This window comes from Pseudodesulfovibrio sp., from assembly GCF_028692895.1.
GTDB lineage: Bacteria > Desulfobacterota > Desulfovibrionia > Desulfovibrionales > Desulfovibrionaceae > Pseudodesulfovibrio.
This window is the reverse complement of record NZ_JAQUWN010000051.1, coordinates 1-24,804: the sequence shown is the minus strand read 5'-3', so window position 1 is coordinate 24,804 and position 24,804 is coordinate 1. Positions and strand designations below refer to the sequence as shown.

The following is a 24,804-nucleotide window of genomic DNA, read 5'->3' as shown; positions in this document are numbered from 1 at the left end:
GTCGGCCTTGAACGTTTCCCGCGCCCGGCGGAAATCCTATTCGCCCTCCACGCCGTCGATGCGGCGCAGCTTCTCGCGCAGGGTTTTGCGGTTGATGCCCAGGATCTCGGCGGCGCGGGTCTTGTTGCCGCCCACCGAGGTCAGGACGCGCTGGATGTGCTCGCTCTCCACCTCGGCAAGGGAGCGGTTGCTCCCGCCGGCGCGCGGCAGGCAGAAGCGCATGGCGTCCGGCAGGTCCGTGACGTCGATGAGGTCGTGGTCCACGATGACCACGAGCCGCTGGATCAGGTTCTCCAGCTCGCGCACGTTGCCGGGCCAGGAATAGCCGCGCAGCACGGCCAGGGCGTCGTCCGTGAGCTGGGGCGCCTCCCGGTGCATGGCCTTGGCGAACTTGGTCAGGAAGTGGTTGACCAGGACCAGGATGTCGTCCCCGCGCTCGGCCAGGGGGGGCACCTTGATGTCCACGACGTTGATCCGGTAGAAGAGGTCCTCGCGGAAGGTCCCCTCGTCCACCATGCGCCGGAGGTCCTTGTGGGTGGCGGCCAGGATGCGTGTATCCACCTTGTGCACCCGGCTCGATCCCACCTTGGAGAACTCCTTGGACTGGATGACCCTGAGCAGCTTGGCCTGCATGTTCGGGCTGGCGTCGCCGATCTCGTCCAGGAAGATGGACCCGCCGCTCGCGATCTCGAAAAAACCCGCGCGTCCGTCCTTGGCCCCGGTGAACGCGCCCTTGACGTGGCCGAAAAGCTCGCTTTCCACCAGGCTGTCCGGGATGGCCGTGCAATTGACCGGCACGAAGGAGGAGGCGCGGCGCGCGCTGTTGTAGTGCACGGCGCGGGCCACCAGTTCCTTGCCGGTGCCGGAGTCGCCGCTGATGAGCACGTTGGCGTCCGTGGACGAGGCCTTGCCGATGCGCTGGAAAACGTGCTCCATCTCCTGCGAGCTGCCGATGATGCCGAAGTTGTCGGGCGGGGTGTCGCCCGAGGAGAGGACCCGGCGGCGCATCAGCCGCTCCACGATGCGCTGCACGGCCGAGAGCAACTCCTCCGTGGTGAAGGGCTTGGCCAGGTATTCGCCCGCGCCGTCCTTGATGGCCTCCACCGCGCCCGGAATGGACGGATAGCCGGTGATCATCATGATCTCGGTGTCCGGGTAGTTGGCGCGGACGTGGCGGATCAGGTCCATGCCGGTGGACTGGGGCATGCGGTAGTCGGTGATGACCAGGTCGATGGCGTAGTCCTCAAGCAGAGGCAGGGCCTCGCTGACCCGTTCGCATGTGTAGACCTCGTACCCCTCGGGGACCAGGTTGCGCTTGATGACCTCCAGGGTGGCGCGGCTGTCGTCGACAGCGAGGATTCGCGTGGGTTGGCTCATGATTCCGCCGTGTTGCTGATGGATAGGCAGGGCAGGACCACCTCGACCCGGGTGCCCTGCCCGGGCGCGCTGTGCACCTGGATGACGCCGCCGTGCGCCTTGACGATGCCGTGGACCACGGACAGGCCGAGGCCGGTGCCCCGGTCAACGTCCTTGGTGGTATAGAACGGCGTGAAAATCTGCTTGAGGGCCTCGCGATCCATGCCCGGCCCGGTGTCTTCCACGACGAGGTAGGCGTCCTCGCCGTCGGACATGGTGGTCACGGTCACCCGGCCGCCCCCCTGCGGCTCCATGGCCTGGATGGCGTTGGAGACCAGGTTGACCACCACCTGCTTGAGGTGCTGGGGATCGGCCAGGATGGTCGGCAGGCCCTCGGCGTAGTCGCGCACCAGGTCCACCTGCCCGCGCTTGGCCCCGGACTGGGTGATGCCGAGCCCTTGCTCCACCACCTCGTTCAGGTTCACCGGCAGGAGCTGCGGCGGCAACTGGCGGGCGAAGAACATCAGCTTGCGGATGATCTCGCGCGCGTGCAGCGAGGACTCCACGATGGAGCGCAGGTCGCTGGCCACCTGGTCCGGCAGGCCGGCCGACTGAAGGGCCAGCTCCGCGAACCCCAGGATGTTGGCCAGGGGCTCGTTGATCTCGTGGGCCACGCCCGCCGAGAACTGGCCGATCTTGGCCAGCCGGTCCGCACGCCTCAACTGCGCCTCCAGGGCGCGCTTGGCCGAGCGCGTCTCCTTGCGCGCCACCATGACCGAGACCTGCTGGGCCACGGCGGCCAGCAGGTCGCGCTCGTCCGGGGTGAACCGGTCGCCGCCCAGCCCGCCCTTGCGCAGCACGGCGCGCAGGGAGCCCCGCTTCTCGCCCAGGACCAGGATCGGCTCCTTGAGCAACTGGCCCACCTCGGCGTAGCCCGGCGTTTCCCATACGCCGCGGTCCACGGTGAGGCGCAGGGACGTGGAGGCCGGGTCCTGGAAGGCGGGTGGCAGAATGGGCATGAGTTCCTCGAAGATGGGGGTCAGCTCGTGGTCCACCCGGGTGACCATCTGGCTGATCTGGAACAGGCAGTTCAGTTCGCGGTTGCGCTCCATGAGCGACGAGCGCTCCCGGAGCAGCCCGTCTTCGCGCAGGGTGTGGTCGGTAACGTCCTGGCCCACGCACAGGACGGAGATGATGTTGCCTTCGGAGTCGGCGAGCGGCTTGAGGTTCCAGTTGATGTAGACCTTGTCTCCGTCGCGGTCCTTGATGACCCCGGCCATGGCCGAGACGCCCTGGCCGTGCGTGCGCTCCAGCACGGCCCGGCGGGCCGCCTCCCGCTCGGGCTCCGGGATGAAGGTGTCGAACCAGTCCCGGCCCGCCAGGTCCTTCATGGGATACCCGGTCAGGGTCTCCAGCTCGCTGTTGCCATGCACCACCCGGCCTTCGAGGTCCAGGGTGACCACGATGCCGTGGCTGAGCTGCATGACCGTATCGTAATAGTTCTGGAGATTCATCAAAGCGACCTCTGGGCCCGTGAATACGAGAAATATATCGGCGCGTAAACCGAAACCGGGGCGTTTCGCCCCGCCCCCGGGGTACGGCCCGGCCGTTGCGGGCGGCCGGACCGTACAAGGGTTGGGGGCGTTCAGGCTGATTCCATAGTTTAGTGACTCAAGCGCAATCCCCAGCCCTCGAAGAGGAAGAGGATGGCGAAGCCGTACCACAGGGTATACAGGACGTAGAAGATCAGGGAGAAGGAGACCAGGCCCATCCGCTCCGAGATGTGCTCGGCGTCGATCCCGTAGTAGTTGTAGGCTGCTTCCACGGCCTTCTTCTGGACGGACAGCACGGTCTTGGCCGCGTCGAAGGCCTTCTGCTTCTTGAGCGAGTTGTCCATCTGGTTGAGGGTCATCCACCAGTTGTACAGGGCCCGGCGGCCCTCCACGCCGTACTTGGTCTTCAGGGACGCGGCGTCGTTGTCGTACAGGGTCTTGGAGTCGTCCAGGCACGCGCCGAGCATGGCGCCCAGGGAGCCGGTGACGGTCAGGGCCGCTCCCGACACGTCCACCTTGGACCCGGCGGCCGTCAGCATGACGGCGGACTGCGCGGCCACGTTCTCGTCCTTGTATTGCATGTTCAGGGTCACGGTGCGGTCATCGAGCTTGGCCGCTTCCGCCTTCATGGCGGGAGCGTAGTCCACGGAGCCCTTGGAGATCGAGTTGTACAGGTGATCCAGGAACTGCATGCCGTTGTGGCCGTGGAAGATGGGCTGGAACATGACCACCAGCACCACGAAGAAGACGGCAAGCATGCCGAGTCCGGTTCCGAATTCCTTCTTGTTGGCAATCATGTTAGTGCGCCTCCTCTTTCTTGAGCGTTCTGATGTTCTTCAGGAACGTGCCGATGACCCAGACCGAGAACCCGCCGATGACGACGAAGAACGCCCAGATGCCGATGTTGTTCAGCAATGAGCCGGTGGCGGGCGAGATGGAGATGACCTCCATTTCGGCCAGCTTGCTCGGCAGGGCGAAGATCCGGTTCATGAAGCCGGCCAGCACGGCCATGGCGTAGAAGCCGCGGATGGTGATGCCGGGCACGACCTTGGTGACCAGCGCGCCGATCTGGATGCCCAGCAGCGAGCCGATGAGCATGCCCATGGCCAGGGTGTAGAAGATGAAGCCGTAGATGGCGTACTGGGTGATGGATGCGAAGCCTGCCGTGAACACGATCTGGAAGATGTCGGTGCCCACCGTGGTCATGGAGGAGACGCCGAGCACGTAGACGAAGATGGGGAAGGTCAGGAAGCCGCCGCCCACGCCCATGATGCCCGCGGCCAGGCCGACCAGCGCGCCGGACAGGACCAGGAACACCCAGGAGATCTGCCGTCCGCCGGGGACCAGGTCCTGGTCGAACTTGATCAGGGGGGGGAACTTTACGGACTGCAGGTTGCGCGACAGGGCGCCGAGGTCGGCGCCTTCACTGCCGCCGTGGGCGTCGCCGCCGCCCGCCGCCTTGCGCGAGCGCAGGAAGTCGGTCAGGGCGTAGAAGCCCAGGAACCCGAGCATCAGGGAGTAGACCGTGGTGATGAAGGCGTCGCTGAGCACCGGGTTGATCTCGTAGAGCACCCGGTTGATGACGCCGCCCGCCGTGGCCCCTAGCACCGCGCCTATCAGAAAGACGGCCGCCAGCGGCACGGAGACGTTGCCGAGCTTGCGGTGGATGACGCTGCCCATGATCGCCTTGGCGAAAATGTGGAACAGGTCGGTGCCGACCGCCAGGATGCCCTTGATGCCGGCGCTCATGAGCGCCGGGGCGATGATGAAGCCGCCGCCCGCGCCGATGCAGCCGGTGATGAGCCCCGCGCCCACGCCGATGGCGATGGACACCATGAAGATGCCCAGGCTGTAGAAGGCCGGGCTGTAGGCCTTTTTGCCGCCCAGCAGGGTGGGCAGGACCGGCCCCAGTTCGTCGGCGAAACAGATGCCGCCCAGGATGACCGGGATGAGCATCAGGCCGATGATCATCAGCTTCTTTTTGCTGCTGACGATGGATTTGGCATTTTCGATTTCCCAGTTGGCGAGCGCTCCGGCCCCCGCCATCATGAATCGCCCCCAATCCTTGAAGAAGTGCATACTCTCCTCGCTTCCTTCTAGATGTTGCTGTTTGTCCGAAGCCCGCCCGACCATTTACGCACCGGCTTCCCCGTTTCCTCTCCCGTGCCGAGCCGCGGCCTGGATCTTCTCCAAGAGCTCGTCCATGGCCGCCGGTTTGAGCAGATAATCGCAGGCTCCCATGGCCAGGCTCGAAATGACGATGTCCGTGTTGGCGTGCGCCGTGAACATTATCACCTCCACCTGGGGATACTGCCGCTTGATCTCGCCGAGGACCTTGATCCCGTCCATGCCCGGCATCTTGATGTCGAGCAGGACCACGTCAAAGGGTTCCGAGGCGAGGGCCTTAAGCGCTTCACCACCCCCCGAGGCCGTGCGCAGATGCACGCCCCGCCGGGCCAGCCGCTTGCCCACGGCCGACGCGAAATCGGGTTCGTCGTCAACGTGAAGCACCCGTATATCCATCATGACGCCTCCCGCGGGCGGCCCGCCACGCGCAGCGCCGTTTCAAGGAGCTGGTCGAATTCCATCGGTTTCGACAGATATCCGGCCGCCCCCTGGCGCATGCACGCGTCACGCGCCTCCTCGCTGCCGTGCCCCGTAAGCATCAGGACCGGCATGTCCGGCGCCATGAGTTTGAACACCTTGAGAATCTCCAGTCCGTCCATGCCTTCGAGCTTGAGGTCCACGATGGCCACGTCGAACTCGCTGCCGCGCAGGAGACGAACCGCCTCCTCGCCGCTGGTCACGGGCGTGGCGTCAACGCCGCGCCTGGACATGCGCTTGCGCAGCACGTCGGCGAACCCGATCTCGTCGTCCACGATGAGCAGTCTGACCGCTTTCCTCTCGCCCATGATTCCGGCTCCGAAGTCCCGCGCCTAGGCCATGCGGCCGGCGATGTCGCCCACGCGGTCCAGGACCGCCTCTTCCTCGTGTTCCGCCTTGAGGGCGACGGCCTCCATGATCTTGTTGACCAGGATGCCGAAGTCGCACGGCTTCATCAGGTAGTCGTAGGCCCCGTGCTGGATGCCCTCGATGGCCGTGGGCACCGTGGCGTGGCCGGTCAGCATGATGACCTCGACCAGCGGGAACTGCTCCTTGATGTCCTGGAGCACGACCAGGCCGTCCTTGCCGGGCATCTTCATGTCCAGGATCACGACCTGGATCTCGGGATGCTCCGCCAGGCGAGCGAGGGCCTCGGCCCCGTCATACGCCTTGAACACGGTCATGTTGCGCTTGGACAGGCGCTTGGCCATGGTTTCGACGAAACCCGCCTCATCGTCCACGATCAGCACGTGGGCATCAGTCATGGTCCTTCTCCTTTTCGTTTTCCCCATTCGGGGCGGTCGCGGCGAAGGGCAGCCGGATGAAGAACCGGGTTCCCTTGCCCACCGCGCTTTCCACGTCTATTTCACCACCCATCTGGTGGATGATGCCGAAACAGATGGACAATCCCAGCCCACTCCCCTTGCCCACAGGCTTGGTGGTGAAGAAGGGATCGAAAATCCGGCCCAGGTTGGCGGCCGGGATGCCCGGCCCGTTGTCGCCCACTTCGATGACGGCCTGGCCTTCCTCCTCGCGACAGGCGAGGGTGAGGACGCCGCCCTGCTGGGGCTCCATGGCCTGGATGGCGTTGTTGATAAGGTTGAGGATGACCTGGTGCAGCTCGGTGACCGAGGCGTGCACCGGGCGCAGCTCATGGTCCAGGTCGAGGTTGAAGTCCACCTGGGCGTAGCGCGCCTGCTGCATGGAGATGTCAACCACCTCGCGGATCAGGGAGGGCAGGGAGACGTCGCCGGTCAGGGAATCGGTCTGGCGGGCGAAGCTGAGCAACTTGTGGGTGATGTCCTTGCAGCGGCGGCCCTGGGTGCTCACCTGGTTGAGGGCGCGCTCGATCTCGCCGTAGGAGGCCAGCTCCTTGCCCTCGTCCTCCATCAGGTCGCGCACCCACCCGGCCTCCTCGATCATGATGGCCACCGGGTTGTTGATCTCGTGGGCGATGCCCGCGGCAAGCTCGCCGATGGCGGCCAGCTTGCCGGTCTCGGCCATCTGCCGGGTCAGCATCTCGGACTCGCGGTCGATGGACCGGAAACGGACCACCAGCTTGCGCGACACGAGCACGGCCATGACCACGATGGCCAGGCCGCCGAGCAGGAAGATGGCCAGGGTGACGTATTCGGTGCGGGTCATGGCCGAGAAGGCGTCCGAGGAGCGCTGGCGGTATACCAGCTTCCAGTCGCCGCCCTTGAGCTGGGCCGAGACGATGAGGTATTCCTCGCCCTGATCGTCGCGGGAAAAGCCGATGGTCACATCCTTGAGCGCGGGATAGTGAACGGTGCTGACCGGGGTCAGGGCCATGGGCCCGCACTCCTCCTGGGGCCGGGTCTGGAACACGCCCTTGCCGTTGAGGATGTAGGCCGAGCCGGTCTCGCCGATGCGGATGTTCTCCACCAGGTGGCTGAAGGCCAGGAAATCGATGGTGGCCCGAAGCGTCCACTCGGACTCGCCCGAGCCGTTGTTCACGGTGATGATGAAATGGGGCGACTGCCTCAGCCCGAGGAACACGTCGCTGATGGACGCGGGCCTGTTGCGCGCGTCCAGGTACCACTCGGCCTCGGAATAGTCCGCGCCGAGCAGGTCGAAGGGACCGGCGTAGGCGATCTGCCGACCGCTCTCGTCGATGACCCCCAGGTCCACGAAGATGCGGCCGAACTGCTGCTGCATACCGCGCAGGATCTTGGCGAGGAAGGCGTTGTCGGTGAGCTGCTCATGGGTGTAGGCGCGGTCCAGGTACTGAATTTCGTGCAGTTTCTCGCGCAGGAAGGTGTCGATGATGTCCTTGTGCTTGTCCACCACCTCGGCCAGGTGGGAATAGGTCTTGGCGCGGTAGATGGAGCGGAACTGGTCGAAGATGAGCCCGCCGACGAGAATGAGCGGCGCGATGGACACCGTGATGACGACCAGCGCTATGTTGCGGGACAACTTGTCGTAGGTGGACTTCTGATCGGGATGCACGCCGCTTCCTCTCTGTTTGCATCAACTCGCCCGACGGGGCTTCGGACCCCATTGAGCAAGGCGTGTGCCATTCCACCAGCCCGCCTCCAACCGACCCGGCAGAGAGGCGAGACAACAATCACCTTGAATACTTACACTTTTAAAAAGTCAGCTCCTCTTCGCCCCGCCGAAAAGCGCGCCCTCAGCCGCCTCTGTCCACGAAAATTGCCGGCCGCTGGACCATCAATCGATACATTTTGCCCCATTGATACAATATGTACCAGCTTTCGCCAAGAGGGCAAACGCCCTCTCAGCGGGGTCTCCGCCCTTTGGGCCGGAACCGAGCGATACATTTTGTACCATACGCCTTTTCGACCACCGGGGCCAATGGCCCCGGCGGAACCGACGCGGTATCGACTTTTTGAAAGAGCGCGTTTAAAGCATCAACAATTGCTTGCCATTACGAATAAACCGAGTGGTGAGAAAAAAAGTATCAGCCCTATGCCGCGTGGTGGCATGTGCCTTGTAAGGAGAATGGGCATGAACGAACCACTGAATATCCTGCTGGTGGACGACGAGCCGGGCTTCGCCGACGTGCTGGCCAAGCGGCTGGCCCGGCGCGGCCTGTTCGTGGCCACGGCCAGGGACGGGGGCGAGGCCCTGGAACTGGTGCAATCCGTACAGTTCGACGCGGCGGTGGTGGACCTGCTCATGCCCGGCGTGGACGGGGTGCAGCTTTGCAAGGCGCTGCACCGGGAGCGGCCGGGCCTGGCCGTCATCATCCTCACGGGCCACGGCTCGGTGCAAGAGGCCCTGCGCGCCCATGAGGCCGGGGCCTTCGAGTTCCTGTTCAAGCCCGTGGCCCTGGAGCTGCTGGAGGAGACTATCCGCCGGGCCCTGGACCGCTGACCCCCTCCCCCATTTTCCTTATTATATGAGGACGCCATCCGGCCCGCCCATTGCCTCTTTCCGGAGTATGGAAATTGACCGGCCCAAACAAGAGGCTATAGTGGGAAGCTGGTCATCAACCCAGTGGAGGACGCGATGGAAAAGATTCTCATCATCGGGTGCAAGAACACCATGGACGACGTGTGCATCGGCTGTTCGCGGTGCATGGTCGCCTTCAACCGGCGCGAGGGCGTTTTCGCCCAGTACAAGGACACGGACGCGCAGCTCCTGGGCATCCTGAGCTGCGGCGGCTGCCCCGGCAGCAGCATCGTGCAGCGGCTGGCCCAGCTCAAGCTGTGGAACATGCCGCTCGGCGAGCTGCCCACCAAGATCCACGTCGGCCCCTGCCTGTCCGACCACTGTCCCTACGTGGACGATGTGATCACCAAGATCCAGGTCAAGGCGGGCATCGACGTCATCGAGGGAACGCATCCCTACACGCCGGAAAAGGTCTTTTAGAACCCCGCCTTTGCGGACGGGCCGGGGCCGCGCGCTCCGGTCCGTTCGCCCCGGCCGGGCAAAACCGCGGACGCCAGAGCCAGCGGCCCGGCTCAGGCCGGATCGTCGAACTTGGCGATGTCCTCCAGGAACTGCTGCCGCTGCTTCTCCACCTCGGCGCTGCTGGTCATTATCATGTCGAGCTGGCGGGTGTGGGTGATGAGGTAGCCCACCACCTTGAGCCGGTGGCCCATGGTCTTGCGGTCCAGCCCCTCCACCCGGGCGAAGAGGTTGTCCTCGCGCACGCGGGCCCGGAAGTCGAACCCCTCCAGAAACTCGCCCACGAACCGGGCGCGCCGGATGCGCCGCTCCAGGTTGGCGGCCCCGCCCTTGAACTGGAAGCTGCAGTAGTTCTCGCTGATGCGGTCGCCCACCAGGGACTCCACCCCGCAGAAGTGGAACCCGAAGCGCGACTGCAGGCTGCAATAGTTTCTGGAGACCATGAAGTAGTTCTTCTGGGTGTACTTGGTGCCCCCGCCCACGGTCAGGTTCGGGTTCATGGTGGCCTCGAACATCACGGACATGAGCCCGCCGGTATGCACCGGCGGCGGTCCCTGCCAGGTCACGGCGTGCATGCCCTTCCAGAGCATCTGCAACGGAAAGGAGTCGATCTCCTCCAGGCGGATGCAGCGGTCGGTCCGGGCCGCGCCTTCGTCGGTGAAGCCGTCGTCCAGGTTGAGCACCCAGAACTGCTTGGGCACGTCGCAGATGAGCTGGCGCGAGGCGGCCTGGACCACGTCGTCGTGGGTGCCGTACTCGAACATCTCGCGCACGGCCATCTCGTGGCAGAAGCGCATGATGTCGTGCAGGGTGCGGCACTGGGAGGGGCGGAACTTGGGCGAGTCCGGGTCGGTCAGGTTGAGGCGGACGATGTGGCGCGCGGCCTTGCGCAGGGCCCCCTGGACCGGGCTGCCGCGCATGATCCGCTCCCTGGGCTTCTCGGAGAGCAAGGGCTCCACGGCTCCCGCATAGACCGCCCGTCCGTCCGCGTCCACGGTGACGATCCGGCCGTTTTGCACGGCCTTGACCGCTCCCTCCACGCCGAACAGGGCCGGGACGCCGAACTCGCGGGCCACGTTGGCCAGGTGCCCGGCGATGCCCCCCTGCTCCGAGACCACGGCGCTGCACCGGTCGAGCAGCGCGGCTCGGCTGGGTCTGGCCTGGCGCAGGACCAGCACCCCGCCGTCCGGGAAGGTCAGGGCGTCCGCGCTCTTGAGCACCACATGCACCGGCCCGACGCCCACGCCGGGGCTGGCGGTGCGGCCCATGGCCAGCAGGGGCTCGGGAAGGCCCGCCGGGCGATGGACCGGCCCGGCCGCGTTCTTGACCAGCATCAGCGGACGGCACTGGAGCAGGTGGAATCGGCCGTCGGGCGTGACAGCCCACTCGATATCCTGGGGCGCGCCGAAATATTCCTCGATGGACACGGTCCGCCGGGCGACCTTGACGGCCTGCTCGTCGGTGAGGGAGGGCGCGGTCCGCTCCTCGTCCAGCATGTCGCCCCGGCAGACGCCCTCCAGCGCGTGGCAGACGTACTTCTCGTTCTTCTCGGCCACGACGCGCTCGCTCATGTGCATGGGCTCGTGCCGGTCCACCACGAAGATGTCCGTGGCCGCCGTGCCGTCCACCACCGCGCGGGGCAGCCCCCACACGGAATGAATGGAGACGCGGTCGTCCCGGATGTTCACCGGGGAGCGCGAGTAGGCCACGCCCCCTGACAGGGCGGGCACCATGGCCATGCAGCCCACGCTCATGGCCACGTCCTCGTCCCGCAGGCCCCGGTTCATGCGGTAGGCCATGGCCTGGACCGAATACTTGGAGGCCAGGACCTCGCGGTAGGCGTCGATGAGCCCGGTGCGGCCCACGTTGAGCACCGAGCGGTACTGCCCGGCGAAGGTGGCCCCCTCCACGTCCTCGCCCAGGGCGCTGGAGCGCACGGCCAGCTTGGGCTCGCGCCCGAGCCGGGCGGCGAGCGCGTCGTAGGCGGCCAGGATGTCGCGCACCAGTTCGTCGGGCAGGGGTGTGGACATGATCAGTTGCATGATGCGCGAGGAGAGCTGGTACACGGCCTCGCGGTCCTCGGGGTCGGTCATCTGGACCAGGCGGTTGATCTCGTCGCCCAGGTCGCCCGCGCGCATGACCCGGCCGTAGGCCGCCGTGGTCACGACGAATCCCTCGGGGATGCGCAGGCCGAGCCGGTTGCCCGCCTCGCCGAGCATGGCCACCTTGGGCCCGCAGGCGTCCACATCCTCCCTCCCCACCTCGCGCAGGTCCAGGACCGAGGGCTGCCCGGTATCGGCGGGCGGCGCGGGCTCGATGTGCGGATGGATGCGCTCCTGGATGTCCTGGAAGACCTCGAAAAGCCGGGTGTAGGCCTCGGGGTGCAGGCTGTCCAGGTGGCGGATCATCTGGAAGATCAGGGTCGAGATGCGCGTGCACAGGGCGCGCACGTACTGCATGCTGTAGGGCTGGTAGCCCCGGAGCGCCTCCTCCAGCTCGCCCATGGCGTCATGCGCCCGGGTGTTGGCCTGGATGAGCAGCCGGAAATGGTTGTAGCGGGCGGAAAAGGCCTTGCGGATCTCGGCCCGCTCCTCGCGGGTCAGCTCCTGCCGCCCGAACATGCCCTTGAACGGACGCCGCAGGGCGCCCAAGACGTTCTTCCACATTGCGTCGCCGGAAATCCTTGGTTCACCACGCCCGAGGGCGGACCGGGACCGGACGGCGAGGCGTCATCAGCCCCGCCGCCTGCCCTCGATGCGCCCCTCCTGCAGCCGCTTGCGCGCGGCCGCGTCCTCCACCTTGTAGAACAGTTCCTCGAAGGCCACCGGTTTCATCAGATAGTCGAAGGCCCCCAGCTCCATGCCCCGGATGGCGACCTCCATGGAGGCGTGGCCCGTCAGCATGACCACCTCGGTCAGGGGATAAAGCTCCTTGATGCGGTGCAGCACGCTCAGCCCGTCCATGCCGGGCATGCGCACGTCGAGCAGGACCACGTCCGCCGGAAACGTTTCCAGCTTGCTCAGCCCGGCCTCGCCGCAGTCCGCCGTCTCCACGGTCAGGCCGCGCCTGACCAGCCGCCGCCCCAGGGTGGCGGTGAAGTCCGTCTCGTCGTCCACCAGCAGCAGGCGAATGGAATCGCTCATGCGTTTTCCTCCCGGCCCACGGCCTCCCGGATCTTGGCCAGCAGGTCGTCGAGGTCGCAGGGTTTGAGCAGATAGTCGAAGGCGCCGTGGCCGATGCCGTCGCAGGCGGCCTGTTCCGAGCCGTGGCCCGTGAGCATGATCACCGGCAGGTCCGGCACCATCTTCTTGAACACGTCGAGCACTTCGATGCCGTCCATGTCGCCCAGCTTGAGGTCGAGGACGGCCACATCGAAGTCCTGCCCGCGCAGGACCCTGATGGCGTCCGCCCCGCTGGGGGCCGTCTCCACCCGGAAGCCGCGCTTGGCCAGCCGCTTGCCCAGAACGTAGAGAAACCCGGTCTCGTCGTCCACCAGCAACAGGCGCAGGGGTTGGTCGGCCATGCTCCTAGTCTCCCCGGCGAAGCTCGATGTGGCGGGCGCGAGCCTCCAGGATGCGCGTTTCCTGGGCCTGCTTCTTGGTGTAGGCCTCGTCCACCTTGGCCAGCAGTTCGTCCATCTCGCACGGCTTCATCATGTAGTCGTAGGCCCCGAGCTTCATGCCCTCGATGGCGTTCTCCACCGTGGCGTGGCCGGTGAGCATGATGACCTCCACCAGCGGATGCGCGGCCCGGATGGCCTTCAGGGTCTCGATGCCGTCCATGCCGGGCATCTTCACGTCCAGGATGACCACGTCCACGTTGCCGGGCCCGGCCAGGGCGTCGAGCCCTTCCTGCCCGGAATTGGCCGTGCGCACGGAAAGCCCTCGCTTGCCCAGCCGTTTGGCCATGGTGTCCACAAATCCCTTTTCATCGTCCACGAGCAGAATGCTTGCAGGCATATCAACCTCCTGTTTCCTCTGATCTTCCTCCGTCGGCCGGAGGTTGTTCCCCGGCCGCGCCGTTCCCCGCCGCACACCGCATGCCCTCCTTGGAGGCGGGCAGGCGGATGGTGAAAGCCGTTCCCTTGTTGACCACGGACTTCACCGAGATGTCGCCGCCCATCTTGTTGATGATGCCATAGATGATGGACAGGCCGAGCCCGGTGCCCTTGCCCACGGGCTTGGTGGTGAAGAAGGGGTCGAAAATCCGTTGCAGGTTCGCCTTGGGGATGCCGCAGCCGGTGTCCGAGATGGAGATGAAGACATCGCCGCCTTCGGCCCTGCTCATGATGTCCAGCTCGCCTCCGCCCGGGTCCATGGCGTCGATGGCGTTGTTGATGAGATTGAGCAGGACCTGCTGCATCTCGGACTGGCTGGCCTCCACCTGGGGCACCCCGTCCTCCAGGCTGGTCTCGATGCGCACGTTGGCGTACTTGGCCCGCTGCTCGCAGAACTGGGCCATCTCGCGGATCAGGTCGTTGACGCACATCCGCTCCACCGTGGGGTCGATCTTGCGGGCGAAGCTGAGGAGCTTGTGGGTGATCTCGCGGCAGCGCGCCCCCTGGCTTCGGATCTGGGTCAGGGCGCGCTGGACCTCGCGCTCGTTGTCGTCCTTTTGCAGCCCCTCCTCCAGGAGGTCCTGGACCCAGCCCGCCTCCTCCACCATGATGGCCACGGGATTGTTGATCTCGTGGGCGATGCCCGCGGCCAGCTCGCCCACGCTGGCCAGCTTGCCCGCCTCCACCACCTGGTCGTTCATCATGTCCTTTTCCTGGTCCGCCACCTCGACCTTGCGCGCCATGCGCCGGGAGAGCAGGAAGGCCATGGCCAGGATGCACACGGTGCCGAGCAGGAGCACGGCCACCCCCACGTTGCGGATGCGGTAGAGGGCGGCGAAGGCGTCGGCGGTGTCCTGCTGGTAGACCATGAACCACTCGCCGTCCTTGAGCGGGCTGGTGACGAAGAGGACCTCGCGCCCGGTCACGGGATCGTCCACCACGGTGATGGCCGCCCGGCCTCGCCCCAGGATGGAGTCCTCGCCCCCGCGCGCGAGGATGTTGTGCAGCAGCTTGACCTCGCCGGTCATGTCCCGGCGGGGCGTGGTCTGGAACTGGGCCGCCCTGTTGGTGATGAAGGCCAGCCCGGTCTCGCCGATGCGGATGTCCTCCACCAGGTCGTTGATGGCCATGAAGTCGAGGGTGGCCTTGAGCACCCACTGCTCGCCGCCCACGTCCACGAGCAGGGCGATGATGAAGTGGGGGACGCCCCGCAGGCCGAAGATGACGTCGGAGACGAAGACGCGGCGGCGCTTGACGGCCTGGAACCACTCCGCATTGGAGTAGTCCGCGCCCTGGAGGGGATAGGGACCGGCGTAGGCCACCTGGACGCCCGCGGCGTTGACAATGCCCAGGTCCACGAAGTCCGAGCCGTGGCTGCGGACCAGGGCGTTGTGCAGGGAGGTTATCTCGGCCTCGGCCTTGAGCCGGTCGCCGCCCACCACCTCGCCCAGGACCTGGACCTCGGCCACCTTCTCGCGCAGGTAGGAGTCCACGGACTGGTCGTGCTTGAGCACCAGCTCGCGCAGGTGGGCCTCGACCTTCTCCTTGTAGGCTGTGGTGTACTGATAGCCGGAAAGCAGGGCGTAGCCGAGCAGAGGCGCAAGCGAGACCAGCGCGATGGTGAACATCATGCTTTTGGCAAGACCCTGATAATACGGGGCTTCGGACACGGCGTTCTCCCGGGCTTGCGCCATCCATGCGTCCCGGCGAGGGCCGGGGCGCATCCCTCACGGACACGCGTCTATCCCGCTTTACGGGTAGCATCCCCTTTGGAAGATTGCAAAGGGTTCCCCACGGTTCCGTTCGAACGACGCGACGAATATAACGGCGCGAACAAAGAATAACAGATATCAAAACTGGCGGGCCGCAATGAAATACGCTAGACTGATACGTGGTCGAACACTTTACCGGCGAGGTCGCGCATGTTGGCTTTTCTCGACAAGATCCCCCTCGGAACCCCGCTCCTGCGGCGCATCCTCTTCTGGCTGCTCACGGCCTTCGTCACCTACGTCCTGGTCGGCTTCCTGGTGGTGCCGCCGGTGCTCAAATCCGTCATCGTCGACCAGTGCCGCACCGCCCTGCACCGCACGGGCACGGTGGAGCGCGTGGCCTTCAACCCCCTGACGCTCCGGCTCGAGATCGACCGCCTGGCCGTGGCCAAGCGCGAAGGCGAAGGCAACCTCCTGGCCGTGGAGAAGATCGACGCCTCGGCCGGGCTGGCCACCCTGTGGCGGTTCGCCCCGGTCATCTCCCACCTCCAGTTGGTCGGCCCCAGCCTGGACATCACCTTTTTCGGCGACGGCCGATACTCGATCTCCGACCTGATCGGCGCGCGCGACGAGGCCAAGCAGCCCCCGGCGGAGGAGGACAAGAGCACGGCAGTCTTTCCCTTCGCCCTGTACGGGTTCGAGATGAGCAACGCCACCATCGTCTTCGACGACCGGCCGCACGAGAAGCGGCACGTCGTCTCCTCGCTGGACCTGGTGGTTCCCTTCACCTCCAGCTTCACCAGCCTGCGCAAGGAATTCACCGAGCCCAAGTTCTCGGCCGTGGTCAACGGCGACCCCATCGAACTCACGGGCCGCACCCTGCCCTTCGACAACACCCTGCGCACCGAGTTCAAGCTCGGCGCGGTCAACGTGGACCTGCGCCAGTACTGGGGCTACCTGCCGGTGGACACCCCGCTGGCCCTGGAAAGCGGGCGCTTCACTTCGGAGATATCCCTGCTCTTCGAACGGCCGGACGCCGAGCGGCTCAACCTCTTCCTGGGCGGCGGCGGCAGCCTGGCCGACCTCAAGCTGCGCGACAAGGCCGAGGGCACGGTCCTCTCCCTGGACAAGGTCTCCTTCGAGCTCGACAAGTACTCCCTGGGCGACAACCATCTCTCCCTCAAGAACGTGACCCTGGAGCACCCCTACTGCAAGGTGATCCGGTCCGCCAACGACGCCGTCAACTGGGCGGGCTACTTCCCGTCACAGGACACCCCGGCTCCGGCCCAGGCCGTCACGGCCTCGGCCAACGCCACCCTGGCCGCGACCAACGCCACGAGGGCCGAAGCCCCCCGCGACGACGCCAGGACCGGCGGCTCGTTCACCCTGGACGTCCGGAAGCTGACGGTCCGGGGCGGCGAGCTGGACTGGCGGGACCGGGCCGTGCCCGGCGGGTTCACACGCGTCTTCCGCGACCTGGCCGTCAGTTGCGACAACCTTTCCACCCGCGACGGCAAGGCGGGCTCCTTCAGCGGCTCCATAGGGCGCGAGGAGCAGTTCTCGCTCAAGGGCTCGCTGGCCATAACGCCCTCGCCCGAGGGCAACGCCACCCTGACCGGCAAGAAGATCAGCCTGCCTGTGTTCGCGCCCTACTACGCCTCGGCCCTGCCGCTTTCGCTGGACGCCGGGCAGGCCGGATTCTCCGCCACCGTGACCTTCCGGCCCGAAAAGGGCGGCACCGACGTGGACGTGGTGGCGGGCGACCTCTCCCTGACCGGCCTGGCCCTGCGCAAGCCGGACGCCAAGGAGCCGAGCCTGACCCTGGACGAGTTGGCCGTGTCCGGCACCACCGTGGACCTCAAGGGGCGCGACGTGGCCGTGGACCGGCTCTGGCTCAAGGGCCCGGGCGTGAAGCTGGTGCGCGAGAAGTCCGGCGACATCGACCTGGCGCGCGTCCTGGCCGCCGGGTCCGGGAAGGACGAGGCCGCGCCCGGGGTGGCGGGACACGCCCGACGCGCCAAGCACGCCGGGGCGGACAACGCGGGCGAGGCCGCCGAACCGGGCTGGACCGGGCGGATCAAGGCCGTGCGCGTCACCGGCGGCAACGTGGCCCTGCGCGATCTCTCCATCGCCAACCCGGCCACCCTGGCCGTAAGCGACCTCGCGGTGGACCTGGACGACGTGACCACCCGCGCCGGGGCCAACATCCCCTTCCACCTCCGGGCCGACTGGGGCCGCAGGGGACGGATCGAGGCCAGGGGCAAGGCCGTGCTCGACCCGCTCAAGGTCTCGGGCGACCTCTCCCTGAAAAGCCTGGGGCTGCGCCGGCTGGACGGCTACCTGGCCGAATATGCGGAGCTGCTCTTTGCGGGCGGCGCGCTGGGCGCGAACCTCACGTACGACTACGCGGCCGGTGAACCGGCCCGGCTCTCCGTCACGGGCGACGCCACGGTCAGCGACGTCCAGTTGCGGGACAACCGGGGCACCGGCGAGTTCGCCGGGGCCAAGGCCCTGGAGCTGCGCGGCATCAGCCTGACCGGCGAGCCCTACCGGGTGCGCGTGGGGGCCATCAACCTGCACGAGCCCCGCCTGGCCGTGGACATCGACGAAAAGGGCGACTCCAACTTCCGCCACGCCCTGCGCATCCCCCAAGCCGAGCCCGAGACCCCGGACCAGGCCGCGGCCAAGGCCGAAAAGACCAAGGCCGCCAAGCCCGCCGCCCCCCAAGCCGCCGCCAAGCCGGAACCGGCCGCGGAACAGGCCGACCAGGCCGGGGAGAACGTCATCTCCATCGGCCGGGTGTCCATGACCGGCGGTACGGTCCGCTTCCGCGACGCCAGCGTCAAGCCCGCCTACACCTCGGTCATCTCCGAGATGCAACTCGCGGCCACGGACCTGCGCCAGACGCCGGACGCCAAGCCCAAGCTCGACTTCAAGGGCAAGTTCGGCCCCACGCCCGTCACCGTGGTCGGCACCTGCAACCCGCTGGTCAGCCCGCCCCACATCGACCTGGCCATCTCGGTCAACGGCATGGAGATGGTTCCCCTTACCCCGTACACCCTCTCCTACCTGGCCTATCCGGTGGAAAAGGGACGGCTCTACGCCGACGTCAAATTCAAGACCGACCAGTGGGAGCTGAAGGCGGACAACAAGTTCTTCATCGAGCAACTGGTGCTCGGGCCCAAGGACAGGCGGCCCGGCGCGCCCAACGTGCCCGTGCAGTTCGGCCTCTCCCTGCTCCAGGACGGAAACGGCGACATGCAGCTCGACCTGCCCGTCCGGGGGCGTCTGGACGACCCTGACTTCCGCATCGGGGCCATCGTGTTCAAGGCCATCGTCAACCTGTTCTTCAAGGCGCTGGCCTCGCCGTTCTCGCTCATCGGCTCCATCTTCGGCGGGGGCGACGGCGGCAACATGGACTTCGTGGTCTTCGAGCCCGGCTACAGCAACCTGGGCGACAAGGCGCGGGAAAAGCTCGACACCGTCATCAAGGCCCTGACTGCGCGGGCGAAGCTCAAGCTGGAGGTGGACGGGGTGTTCGACCCCGACGCCGACCGCAAGGGTCTGGTCAAGGCCATCTTCGAGCGCAAGGTCCGCCAGCAGAAGTACGACGACCTGCCGCGCAAGGAACGCGCCGCCACCACCGTGGACCAGGTCCGGGTCGCGCCCGGGGAGTACGAGGAATACCTCTTCGACGCCTACCGGGACGAGGACGACCCGGAGGGATTGCGGCCCACCACCCTGTTCGTGGTGGATCGCCAGCCCGTGGACGTCATGGAGAAGTACATCATGGACCACATCCAGGTCACGGACGCGGACCTGGAGGAGCTCTCCATGGCCAGGGCCAGGGCGGTCAAGGACTACGTCATCACCAAGGTCCCGGCCCTGACCGAGCGGGTCTTCCTCCTGGACAGGCGCAAGGACCGCAAGGGCAAGGTCGGCGTCCCCCTGCACCGGGCGGACCTGGGCATCAAGTAACCGCCCGGCCCGCCGCGACGGATGAAAAAACGGCCCCCCGCGCCAGGCGCGAGGGGCCGATCCTGTTCACAGTCATCGACCCGTCCGGTTCTCCGGCGGTCACCCTCCTATGGAGGCCATGCGGGTCCGGCAGACGCCGTGATCCTTGGGGGTGCGCTCCAGGAGCTCGTGGCCCAGGGGCTTGTGCCGCCCGGCCTTGCGGATAATCCGCTCCACGGCGTCGATGCCGAGCTTGGGATGGCGCAGGGCCTGGCGCAGCCGGTAGACCTTGTCCGAGAAGAGGCAGGTCCTGAGCTTGCCGTCCGAGGTCAGGCGGAGCCGGTTGCAGGTGTCGCAAAAGTGGTTGGAATAGGCGGAGATGACGCCGAGCCGCCCCAGGCCGCCCTCGATGGCGTACATGCGGGCCGGGCCGCGCGTCTTGATGCAGGCCGTGTCCACCGGGGTCAGGTCCGCGTAGCGGGCAGCTTCCGCCAGGATGTCCTCGGCCTTCCAGACCGCGCTGTCCTTCCAGCCGTTCTCCAGCCCCACGGGCATGAACTCGATGAAGCGCACGTCCATGGGATGGGTGCGGGCCAGCTCCACGAAACCGGCCACCTCGTCGTCGTTGACGCCCCGCATGGCCACGGCGTTGATCTTGAGACAGACCCCGGCGGCCAGGCAGCGGTCGACGCTCTCGCGGACGCGGGAGTAGAGGTCGCGCCCGGTGACGCGGGCGAACTTGGCCGGGTCCAGGGTGTCCAGGGAAATGTTGATGCGCTTCACCCCGGCCTTCGCCAGCCGCTCCACCTGGTCGCCCAGCAGGGTGGCGTTGGTGGTCACGCACAGCTCCAGGGCCGGGAAGCGGGCCGCCGCCGCCACCAGGAAATCGGCGAACCCCTTGCGCACGAAGGGCTCGCCGCCGGTGAACCGGACCTTCTCGATGGACAGGCGCAGGGCCAGGTCCATGAGGTCGAGAATCTCCTCGTAGCGCAGGATGTTCGGATGGGGGATGAAATCTCCCGCGCCGGCGCAATAGACGCAGCGCAGGTTGCAGCGGTCCGTCACGCTGACGCGCATGTAGCTGGCCTTGCGGCCATGGCTGTCCTCAAGGATGGAGCGCATGGGATCAGGCCAGGATTTCCCGCTTGGTGAAGGCCTCGGCCTTGACCCGGTCGAGAAAGTCGGCCAGCGCTGGTTTGACGTTTTCGCGGATGTCGCCCGCCACGATAAGCAGGAGCACGTCGTCTCCGGGCTTCATCCGGCCCGAGTTGGCCTGGGCCACGGCCCGCCAGACGCCCTCGCGGGCCTCGATCTCCTTGCGGATCTCCTCGACCTTGTCCAGGTCGGCCGCGATCTCGATGCCCGTGACCGCGGCATGGTCCGAGGAGCGGGACCAGCCGCGCACCACGCCGTTGTGCACGAGGATCATGCCCACATTGTCGGCGAAGCCGGGCTCGCTCTTGAGATCGGCGATGGCCTTGTTGATGTCCACATGAACCTCCTGGTTTTTCCTTGGTTGTCTGACCTACATAAGCACGTCCCGGCCCGCAGGCAACCCCCTCCCTCTGCCCCGGAATCCAGCACCGCCGCGCGGCCGCGCGGGGGGAGAAAACAGGACCGCGCAACATTATAATGTCGTCGCCGGGAAAACGTGTTATGGTATCTGCAAATGGCACCCAGTCAACCGGCACTCCTCATCACGGTTGCTGTCCGCCGAGTCGCCAACCAGGCCAGGCAACGCCGCCTGACCGCCGGGCCGACGCCCTCCACTGTCAGGGCCCGGCAGCGACACCTCCAGGCGGCGTAAATGCGACAGGAGGCGGACGTCCTGCAAGGGGCCAGGGATGCATCCGGAAGCACCGATCCTAACCCGGAACTCCCTGGCCCCGCCTTTTTGTCCTTCGAGAAAACCGGCCCCGGCTACAGTCCTTCCAGAAGCGCGAGCACCTTGTGAATGAGATGGTGCGGGGTGGACGCCCCGGCCGTGACGCCCACGCGTGTGCAGCCCGCCAACTGCGCGGGATCGAGTTCGGCGGCGGTCTCCACGTGCACGCAGGGCGTGCCGCGCTCGGTGACCACCTGGGCCAGGCGGCGGGTGTTGCCGCTGTTGTAGCCGCCCACCACCACCATGAAGTCCACCTCGGCCGCCAGTTCGCTGGCCTCCTGCTGGCGCAGGCGCGTGGCGTCGCAGATGGTGCGCAGCACGGTCACGTTCACGGACGGGTCCGATTCCAGCCCGGCCGCCATCTCCTCGAACAGGGCGCGGTCCTGGGTGGTCTGGGCCGCCAGGACGTAGGACCCGCCGGAGTCGAAGGGGTAGGCAGCCAGCGCCGCCGGGTCGTCGAAGACGAAGTGCCCGTCGCCCGCGTAGCTGACCAGCCCCTTGACCTCGGGGTGATCCTCCTCGCCGTAGAGAAGCAGGACGCTGCCGTCGGCCGTGTGGCGGGCGATGAGCAGTTGCGCCTTCTTGACGCGCGGGCAGGTGGCGTCCTTGACCAGGACGTCGCGGCCGACCAGTTCCTCCTCCACCTGCCGGGGGACGCCATGGGCCCGGATGACCACGCAGGCCCCGTCCGGCACCTGGTCCGGGGTATCCACGGTGACCACGCCCTTGGCGGCGTAGCTCTCCAGCACCTGCGGGTTGTGTATGATCGGACCCAGGATGTGGATGGGCCGGTCCCCGGCCTCCTCCACCAGCTTGTCCAGCCGCTTGAGGGCCATGTCCACGCCCATGCAGAATCCGGCGGTCTCGGCGAGTCTCACTTCCACGACATGCTCCTTGTCCCGTGCGGGCGAACCACGCCCGCCGAGAAAAAACTTGACGGGGATCGCCATGTTGGCGAGTGTTCTACACGCTTGTTTAAAACAAAATGGCGCAGCGGCGCCCGGTCCATCATCATGAACAGAAAGCCCGACGTCAACACCAAAGAGGCGCTGCTGACCGCGGCCATCCGCGTCTTTGCGGACAAGGGGTTCGATGCGGCCACGGTCCGCGACATCTGTAGCCTGGCCGAGGCCAACGTGGCCGCCGTCAACTACCATTACGGCGGCAAGGAAGCCCTGTACGCGGCAGTGCTGGAGGAAGTCTTTCCCAAGGAGGAGCGGGAGCCCGGGAGCGACGCCTCCCTGCCGCCCGAAGAGCGGCTGCGCATCTTCCTGCGCGACCTGGCCGGGGAGATATACGAGCGCGGCAACGAGATCATCGCCCAGCGCTGGGCCATCTTCCTGCGCGAAATGGCCAAGCCGAGCCGCAACCTCGATTTCCTCATCCGTCGCCAGATCCAGCCGCTGACCGACGACCTGCGGGCCATCGTGGCCGAAATCCTTGGGCCGGACGCGCCGGACAGCGCACTGGCGATGAGCAGCACCAACATCTGGGCGCTCATGCTCGACCACCTGCTGACCCAGCCCATCCAGGACCGGCTCACGCCCAGCCGCCCCGCGCCCACGGACATGGACGCCCTGGTGGACCATGTGACCACCTTCGCCCTTGGCGGACTCCTGGCGGTCAAGGCCAAGGTGGCCCCAAGACCCTGAACGGCCCCGGCAACCCGCGTCTTTGCCCCCAACCGCCCCCCGAGGAACGCATGTCCCGCCGCCACCCGGTTTCGCCCCTGACGGGCGCGCTCGTCCTGGCCGCCCTGCTCGCCCTGGCCGCGATTTCGGCCCCGCGGCGCGCCCTGGCCGGGGCCCCGGTGCTGCCCTGCCGGGTCAAGGCGGCCTTTCCCCACGACGCGCGGTCCTTCACCGAAGGGCTGTGCATCGAAAACGGCCGGATGTACGAATCGTCCGGCGGCTGGGGCGTTTCCTACCTAGCCGAGGTGGACCCGGCCACGGGCGAACGCCTCCACTCCCGCGACGTGGACGCGAAACGCTTCGCCGAGGGACTGGCCGCCGCGAACGGCGGGCTCCACCTGCTGACCTGGCGCTCGGGCCAGGGCTCCATCCACTCCCTGGACGACCTCTCGCCCCTGGGGGCCTTCGACTACCGCGTCCCCACCGGGCACTCCGAGGGCTGGGGCCTGACCTTCGACGGCTCACGCTTCATCCTCAGCTCCGGCACCGACGCCCTGACCTTCCACCAGCCCGAGGACTTCTCGCCCATGGGCGAGGTGCGCGTGCACGACGGAGGCAATCCGGTGCGCCAGCTCAACGAACTGGAGTTCGCCGAGGATCTGGTCCTGGCCAACATCTGGAAGCAGGACCGGATCGCGGTCGTCGACCCGGCCGACGGCGCGGTCACGGCCTGGATCGACCTCTCGCCCCTGCGCCGCCTGGTCGGGCCGGGGGCAGGTGTGGCCAACGGCATCGCCTACGACCGGAAGACCGGCCGCCTCTTCGTCACCGGCAAGCACTGGGACAAGCTCTTCGAGATCGAGCCCGACTTCGACGCCTGGCAGCGCCGCGCCGGGGACCGGGAATAGCGGGGCCCACGCCTCCCGGCCCCGAACCCAACAGAAAGCCCCCGCGCGGGTCTCGCACGGGGGCTGGCATGTCTCTGTTTCGGCGACGGCTAGCGGCCGCAGCACTTCTTGTACTTCTTGCCCGAGCCGCAGGGGCAGGGGTCGTTGCGTCCCACCCTGGGGCCCTTGCGCACGTTGGGCGGGGAGACCATCTCGCCGTCCACGTAGCGCCACAGGCCGTCCACGCGGCGGAAGCGGGAGCGCTCGCGGTGGGTCAGCTCCTGGCCGTCCACGGCGTATTTGGCGGCGAACTCGACCACGCCCTCGTCGTCGCCCTCGCCGCCCGCCTCGGTGTCGGTGATCTCCAGGCCGAGCCACTCGGCCGTGTCGGCCCATTCGCGGACGCTCTTCTCATCGTGGTCCTTGCGCGTCTCGGGGGCCAGGGACTCGCCCAGGTACTCGATCCGCTTGTCCACATAGGCGGTGTAGCGCGAGCGCATGAGCGCCTCGGCGGTGGGGGCGGGTTTGGCCCCGGAAATAATGGGTTCGCAGCACTCTGCGTGTTCCTTGCCGGAACCGCAGGGACAAGGCTTGGTCATGACGGATATCCTCCCTCGGGGTTTGTCGGGCGGATTGTATAGAAAGCGGCCGCCGTGTCAATCGGCCAGGGGCTTGCCCCGAAAGCCCGTCCATGGCACCCTGCGCCGCATGATCCGCATCACCGAAACCGTCGTCATCCCCTACGAGGAGCTCGGCTTCACCACCTCGCGCAGTTCCGGGCCGGGCGGCCAGCACGTCAACACCACGGACTCGCGCGTCACCCTGCTCTTCGACGTGGAGAACAGCCCGAGCCTGACCCAGCTCCAGAAGATGGTGGTCAAGGGCAAGCTGCGCCGCCGCATGGACAAGCGCGGCGTGCTCCAGGTCTCCTCCCAGGTCTTCCGCTCGCAGAAGTCCAACAAGGACTCGGCCATCGAGCGGTTTGTGGAGCTGATGCGCTGGGCCCTGACCCCGGTGACGGAGCGCCGGGAGACCGCCGTGCCGAGGAGCGCCAAGCGCCGCCGCCTGGAGCGCAAGCGCCACACCGCCGACCGCAAGCGCCAGCGCCGCCCCCCCGACACCTCCGGAGAATACTAACTCCCCCCTCTTCTCTTTTCTTCCCTCTCCCCTCCCGCCCCGCACCCATTTTCCACCCATTCCTCTCCCCTCCCGCCCCCGAACGCCCACGCGAATGCGTAACCAAAAAGTTTTGGAGGGGGATGGGTTGGGGG

The 24,804-nt window shown here is 66.9% G+C and carries 23 protein-coding genes; 6 read left to right on the top strand and 17 right to left on the bottom strand.

Annotated elements, in window-relative coordinates:
• Positions 1–36: 36 nt before the first annotated feature.
• The 8 genes from PHP91_RS12525 to PHP91_RS12490 all read right to left on the bottom strand — a co-directional run bounded on the left by PHP91_RS12525 (position 37) and on the right by PHP91_RS12490 (position 7,982).
• Positions 37–1,377 carry a sigma-54 dependent transcriptional regulator gene (locus tag PHP91_RS12525; protein ID WP_300141066.1) on the bottom strand — a complete coding sequence of 447 codons (1,341 nt, stop codon included), beginning with the start codon at positions 1,375–1,377 and terminating at the stop codon, positions 37–39.
• Positions 1,374–2,870 carry an ATP-binding protein gene (locus tag PHP91_RS12520; protein WP_300141063.1) on the bottom strand — a complete coding sequence of 499 codons (1,497 nt, stop codon included), beginning with the start codon at positions 2,868–2,870 and terminating at the stop codon, positions 1,374–1,376. Before PHP91_RS12520 ends, PHP91_RS12525 begins: the two co-directional genes overlap by 4 nt.
• A 149-nt stretch (positions 2,871–3,019) precedes the next feature.
• Complete coding sequence (locus PHP91_RS12515) at positions 3,020–3,706, bottom strand: hypothetical protein (RefSeq protein WP_300141060.1); 687 nt, start codon at positions 3,704–3,706, stop codon at positions 3,020–3,022.
• Position 3,707: 1 nt separating this feature from the next.
• On the bottom strand, positions 3,708–4,988 hold the full coding sequence (locus PHP91_RS12510; protein WP_300141056.1) for a sulfite exporter TauE/SafE family protein: 1,281 nt from the start codon (positions 4,986–4,988) through the stop codon (positions 3,708–3,710).
• 54 nt (positions 4,989–5,042) lie between these two features.
• The gene (locus PHP91_RS12505) at positions 5,043–5,435 is read right to left on the bottom strand and encodes a response regulator (protein WP_300141053.1); all 393 of its coding nucleotides are present in this window, start codon (positions 5,433–5,435) and stop codon (positions 5,043–5,045) included.
• Complete coding sequence (locus tag PHP91_RS12500; protein WP_300141050.1) at positions 5,432–5,821, bottom strand: response regulator; 390 nt, start codon at positions 5,819–5,821, stop codon at positions 5,432–5,434. Before PHP91_RS12500 ends, PHP91_RS12505 begins: the two co-directional genes overlap by 4 nt.
• A 24-nt stretch (positions 5,822–5,845) precedes the next feature.
• Positions 5,846–6,277, bottom strand: a complete 432-nt coding sequence (locus PHP91_RS12495; protein WP_300141047.1) for a response regulator — start codon at positions 6,275–6,277, stop codon at positions 5,846–5,848.
• Entirely contained in the window at positions 6,270–7,982 is a 1,713-nt protein-coding gene (locus PHP91_RS12490) for a sensor histidine kinase (RefSeq protein WP_300141044.1), read from the bottom strand. The genes PHP91_RS12495 and PHP91_RS12490 overlap by 8 nt, the downstream gene beginning before the upstream one ends.
• Before the next feature lie 519 nt (positions 7,983–8,501).
• On the opposite strand from PHP91_RS12490, the gene PHP91_RS12485 reads away from it, so the two are divergent.
• Together PHP91_RS12485 and PHP91_RS12480 are read left to right on the top strand one after the other, a co-directional pair.
• Entirely contained in the window at positions 8,502–8,870 is a 369-nt protein-coding gene (locus tag PHP91_RS12485; protein WP_300141042.1) for a response regulator, read from the top strand.
• A 135-nt stretch (positions 8,871–9,005) separates the two neighbouring features.
• Positions 9,006–9,368: a CGGC domain-containing protein gene (locus PHP91_RS12480; RefSeq protein WP_300141040.1), complete on the top strand. Its 363-nt coding sequence runs from the start codon at positions 9,006–9,008 to the stop codon at positions 9,366–9,368.
• 92 nt (positions 9,369–9,460) lie between these two features.
• On the opposite strand, the gene PHP91_RS12475 is transcribed toward PHP91_RS12480, so the two are convergent.
• From PHP91_RS12475 to PHP91_RS12455, 5 genes are all read right to left on the bottom strand, one after another.
• On the bottom strand, positions 9,461–12,073 hold the full coding sequence (locus tag PHP91_RS12475; RefSeq protein WP_300141038.1) for a PEP/pyruvate-binding domain-containing protein: 2,613 nt from the start codon (positions 12,071–12,073) through the stop codon (positions 9,461–9,463).
• Between the two features lie 66 nt (positions 12,074–12,139).
• Positions 12,140–12,550, bottom strand: coding sequence for a response regulator (locus PHP91_RS12470; protein WP_300141036.1), 411 nt, complete (start codon positions 12,548–12,550; stop codon positions 12,140–12,142).
• Complete coding sequence (locus PHP91_RS12465; protein ID WP_300141034.1) at positions 12,547–12,930, bottom strand: response regulator; 384 nt, start codon at positions 12,928–12,930, stop codon at positions 12,547–12,549. Before PHP91_RS12465 ends, PHP91_RS12470 begins: the two co-directional genes overlap by 4 nt.
• A 4-nt stretch (positions 12,931–12,934) precedes the next feature.
• Positions 12,935–13,366: a response regulator gene (locus PHP91_RS12460; RefSeq protein WP_300141032.1), complete on the bottom strand. Its 432-nt coding sequence runs from the start codon at positions 13,364–13,366 to the stop codon at positions 12,935–12,937.
• 1 nt (position 13,367) lies between these two features.
• Positions 13,368–15,134: a PAS domain-containing sensor histidine kinase gene (locus PHP91_RS12455; protein ID WP_300141030.1), complete on the bottom strand. Its 1,767-nt coding sequence runs from the start codon at positions 15,132–15,134 to the stop codon at positions 13,368–13,370.
• 252 nt (positions 15,135–15,386) lie between these two features.
• Here PHP91_RS12455 and PHP91_RS12450 point away from each other — a divergent pair, with 252 nt between their 5' ends.
• Positions 15,387–19,151: a DUF748 domain-containing protein gene (locus PHP91_RS12450; RefSeq protein ID WP_300141027.1), complete on the top strand. Its 3,765-nt coding sequence runs from the start codon at positions 15,387–15,389 to the stop codon at positions 19,149–19,151.
• 99 nt (positions 19,152–19,250) lie between these two features.
• On the opposite strand, the gene moaA is transcribed toward PHP91_RS12450, so the two are convergent.
• The 3 genes from moaA to ispH all read right to left on the bottom strand — a co-directional run bounded on the left by moaA (position 19,251) and on the right by ispH (position 21,899).
• A complete protein-coding gene (gene moaA / locus PHP91_RS12445; RefSeq protein WP_300141025.1) occupies positions 19,251–20,252 on the bottom strand; it encodes a GTP 3',8-cyclase MoaA in 1,002 nt (333 codons plus the stop codon).
• 4 nt (positions 20,253–20,256) lie between these two features.
• Positions 20,257–20,622, bottom strand: a complete 366-nt coding sequence (locus tag PHP91_RS12440; RefSeq protein WP_300141023.1) for a molybdenum cofactor biosynthesis protein MoaE — start codon at positions 20,620–20,622, stop codon at positions 20,257–20,259.
• A 428-nt stretch (positions 20,623–21,050) separates the two neighbouring features.
• On the bottom strand, positions 21,051–21,899 hold the full coding sequence (gene ispH, locus PHP91_RS12435) for a 4-hydroxy-3-methylbut-2-enyl diphosphate reductase (protein ID WP_300141020.1): 849 nt from the start codon (positions 21,897–21,899) through the stop codon (positions 21,051–21,053).
• A gap of 129 nt (positions 21,900–22,028) precedes the next feature.
• On the opposite strand from ispH, the gene PHP91_RS12430 reads away from it, so the two are divergent.
• On the top strand, positions 22,029–22,667 hold the full coding sequence (locus tag PHP91_RS12430) for a CerR family C-terminal domain-containing protein (RefSeq protein WP_300141018.1): 639 nt from the start codon (positions 22,029–22,031) through the stop codon (positions 22,665–22,667).
• Between the two features lie 50 nt (positions 22,668–22,717).
• Complete coding sequence (locus PHP91_RS12425) at positions 22,718–23,554, top strand: glutaminyl-peptide cyclotransferase (protein ID WP_300141016.1); 837 nt, start codon at positions 22,718–22,720, stop codon at positions 23,552–23,554.
• An 89-nt stretch (positions 23,555–23,643) separates the two neighbouring features.
• On the opposite strand, the gene PHP91_RS12420 is transcribed toward PHP91_RS12425, so the two are convergent.
• Positions 23,644–24,132 carry a YchJ family protein gene (locus PHP91_RS12420; RefSeq protein WP_300141014.1) on the bottom strand — a complete coding sequence of 163 codons (489 nt, stop codon included), beginning with the start codon at positions 24,130–24,132 and terminating at the stop codon, positions 23,644–23,646.
• Between the two features lie 73 nt (positions 24,133–24,205).
• Here PHP91_RS12420 and arfB point away from each other — a divergent pair, with 73 nt between their 5' ends.
• Positions 24,206–24,670 (top strand): alternative ribosome rescue aminoacyl-tRNA hydrolase ArfB, encoded by a 465-nt coding sequence (gene arfB, locus PHP91_RS12415; protein WP_366141568.1) that lies wholly within the window; start codon positions 24,206–24,208, stop codon positions 24,668–24,670.
• Positions 24,671–24,804 lie beyond the last annotated feature (134 nt).

Coding starts and splice junctions, on each gene's coding strand:
- PHP91_RS12420 (WP_300141014.1), bottom strand. CDS start 24,132: ATGACCAAGCCTTGTCCCTGCGGTTCCGGCAAGGAACACGCAGAGTGC.
- PHP91_RS12475 (WP_300141038.1), bottom strand. CDS start 12,073: ATGTGGAAGAACGTCTTGGGCGCCCTGCGGCGTCCGTTCAAGGGCATG.
- PHP91_RS12450 (WP_300141027.1), top strand. CDS start 15,387: ATGTTGGCTTTTCTCGACAAGATCCCCCTCGGAACCCCGCTCCTGCGG.
- PHP91_RS12495 (WP_300141047.1), bottom strand. CDS start 6,277: ATGACTGATGCCCACGTGCTGATCGTGGACGATGAGGCGGGTTTCGTC.
- PHP91_RS12430 (WP_300141018.1), top strand. CDS start 22,029: ATGAACAGAAAGCCCGACGTCAACACCAAAGAGGCGCTGCTGACCGCG.
- PHP91_RS12525 (WP_300141066.1), bottom strand. CDS start 1,377: ATGAGCCAACCCACGCGAATCCTCGCTGTCGACGACAGCCGCGCCACC.
- PHP91_RS12460 (WP_300141032.1), bottom strand. CDS start 13,366: ATGCCTGCAAGCATTCTGCTCGTGGACGATGAAAAGGGATTTGTGGAC.
- PHP91_RS12465 (WP_300141034.1), bottom strand. CDS start 12,930: ATGGCCGACCAACCCCTGCGCCTGTTGCTGGTGGACGACGAGACCGGG.
- PHP91_RS12470 (WP_300141036.1), bottom strand. CDS start 12,550: ATGAGCGATTCCATTCGCCTGCTGCTGGTGGACGACGAGACGGACTTC.
- PHP91_RS12480 (WP_300141040.1), top strand. CDS start 9,006: ATGGAAAAGATTCTCATCATCGGGTGCAAGAACACCATGGACGACGTG.
- PHP91_RS12505 (WP_300141053.1), bottom strand. CDS start 5,435: ATGATGGATATACGGGTGCTTCACGTTGACGACGAACCCGATTTCGCG.
- PHP91_RS12515 (WP_300141060.1), bottom strand. CDS start 3,706: ATGATTGCCAACAAGAAGGAATTCGGAACCGGACTCGGCATGCTTGCC.
- PHP91_RS12500 (WP_300141050.1), bottom strand. CDS start 5,821: ATGGGCGAGAGGAAAGCGGTCAGACTGCTCATCGTGGACGACGAGATC.
- PHP91_RS12485 (WP_300141042.1), top strand. CDS start 8,502: ATGAACGAACCACTGAATATCCTGCTGGTGGACGACGAGCCGGGCTTC.
- PHP91_RS12510 (WP_300141056.1), bottom strand. CDS start 4,988: ATGCACTTCTTCAAGGATTGGGGGCGATTCATGATGGCGGGGGCCGGA.
- moaA (WP_300141025.1), bottom strand. CDS start 20,252: ATGCGCTCCATCCTTGAGGACAGCCATGGCCGCAAGGCCAGCTACATG.
- PHP91_RS12520 (WP_300141063.1), bottom strand. CDS start 2,870: ATGAATCTCCAGAACTATTACGATACGGTCATGCAGCTCAGCCACGGC.
- PHP91_RS12425 (WP_300141016.1), top strand. CDS start 22,718: ATGTCCCGCCGCCACCCGGTTTCGCCCCTGACGGGCGCGCTCGTCCTG.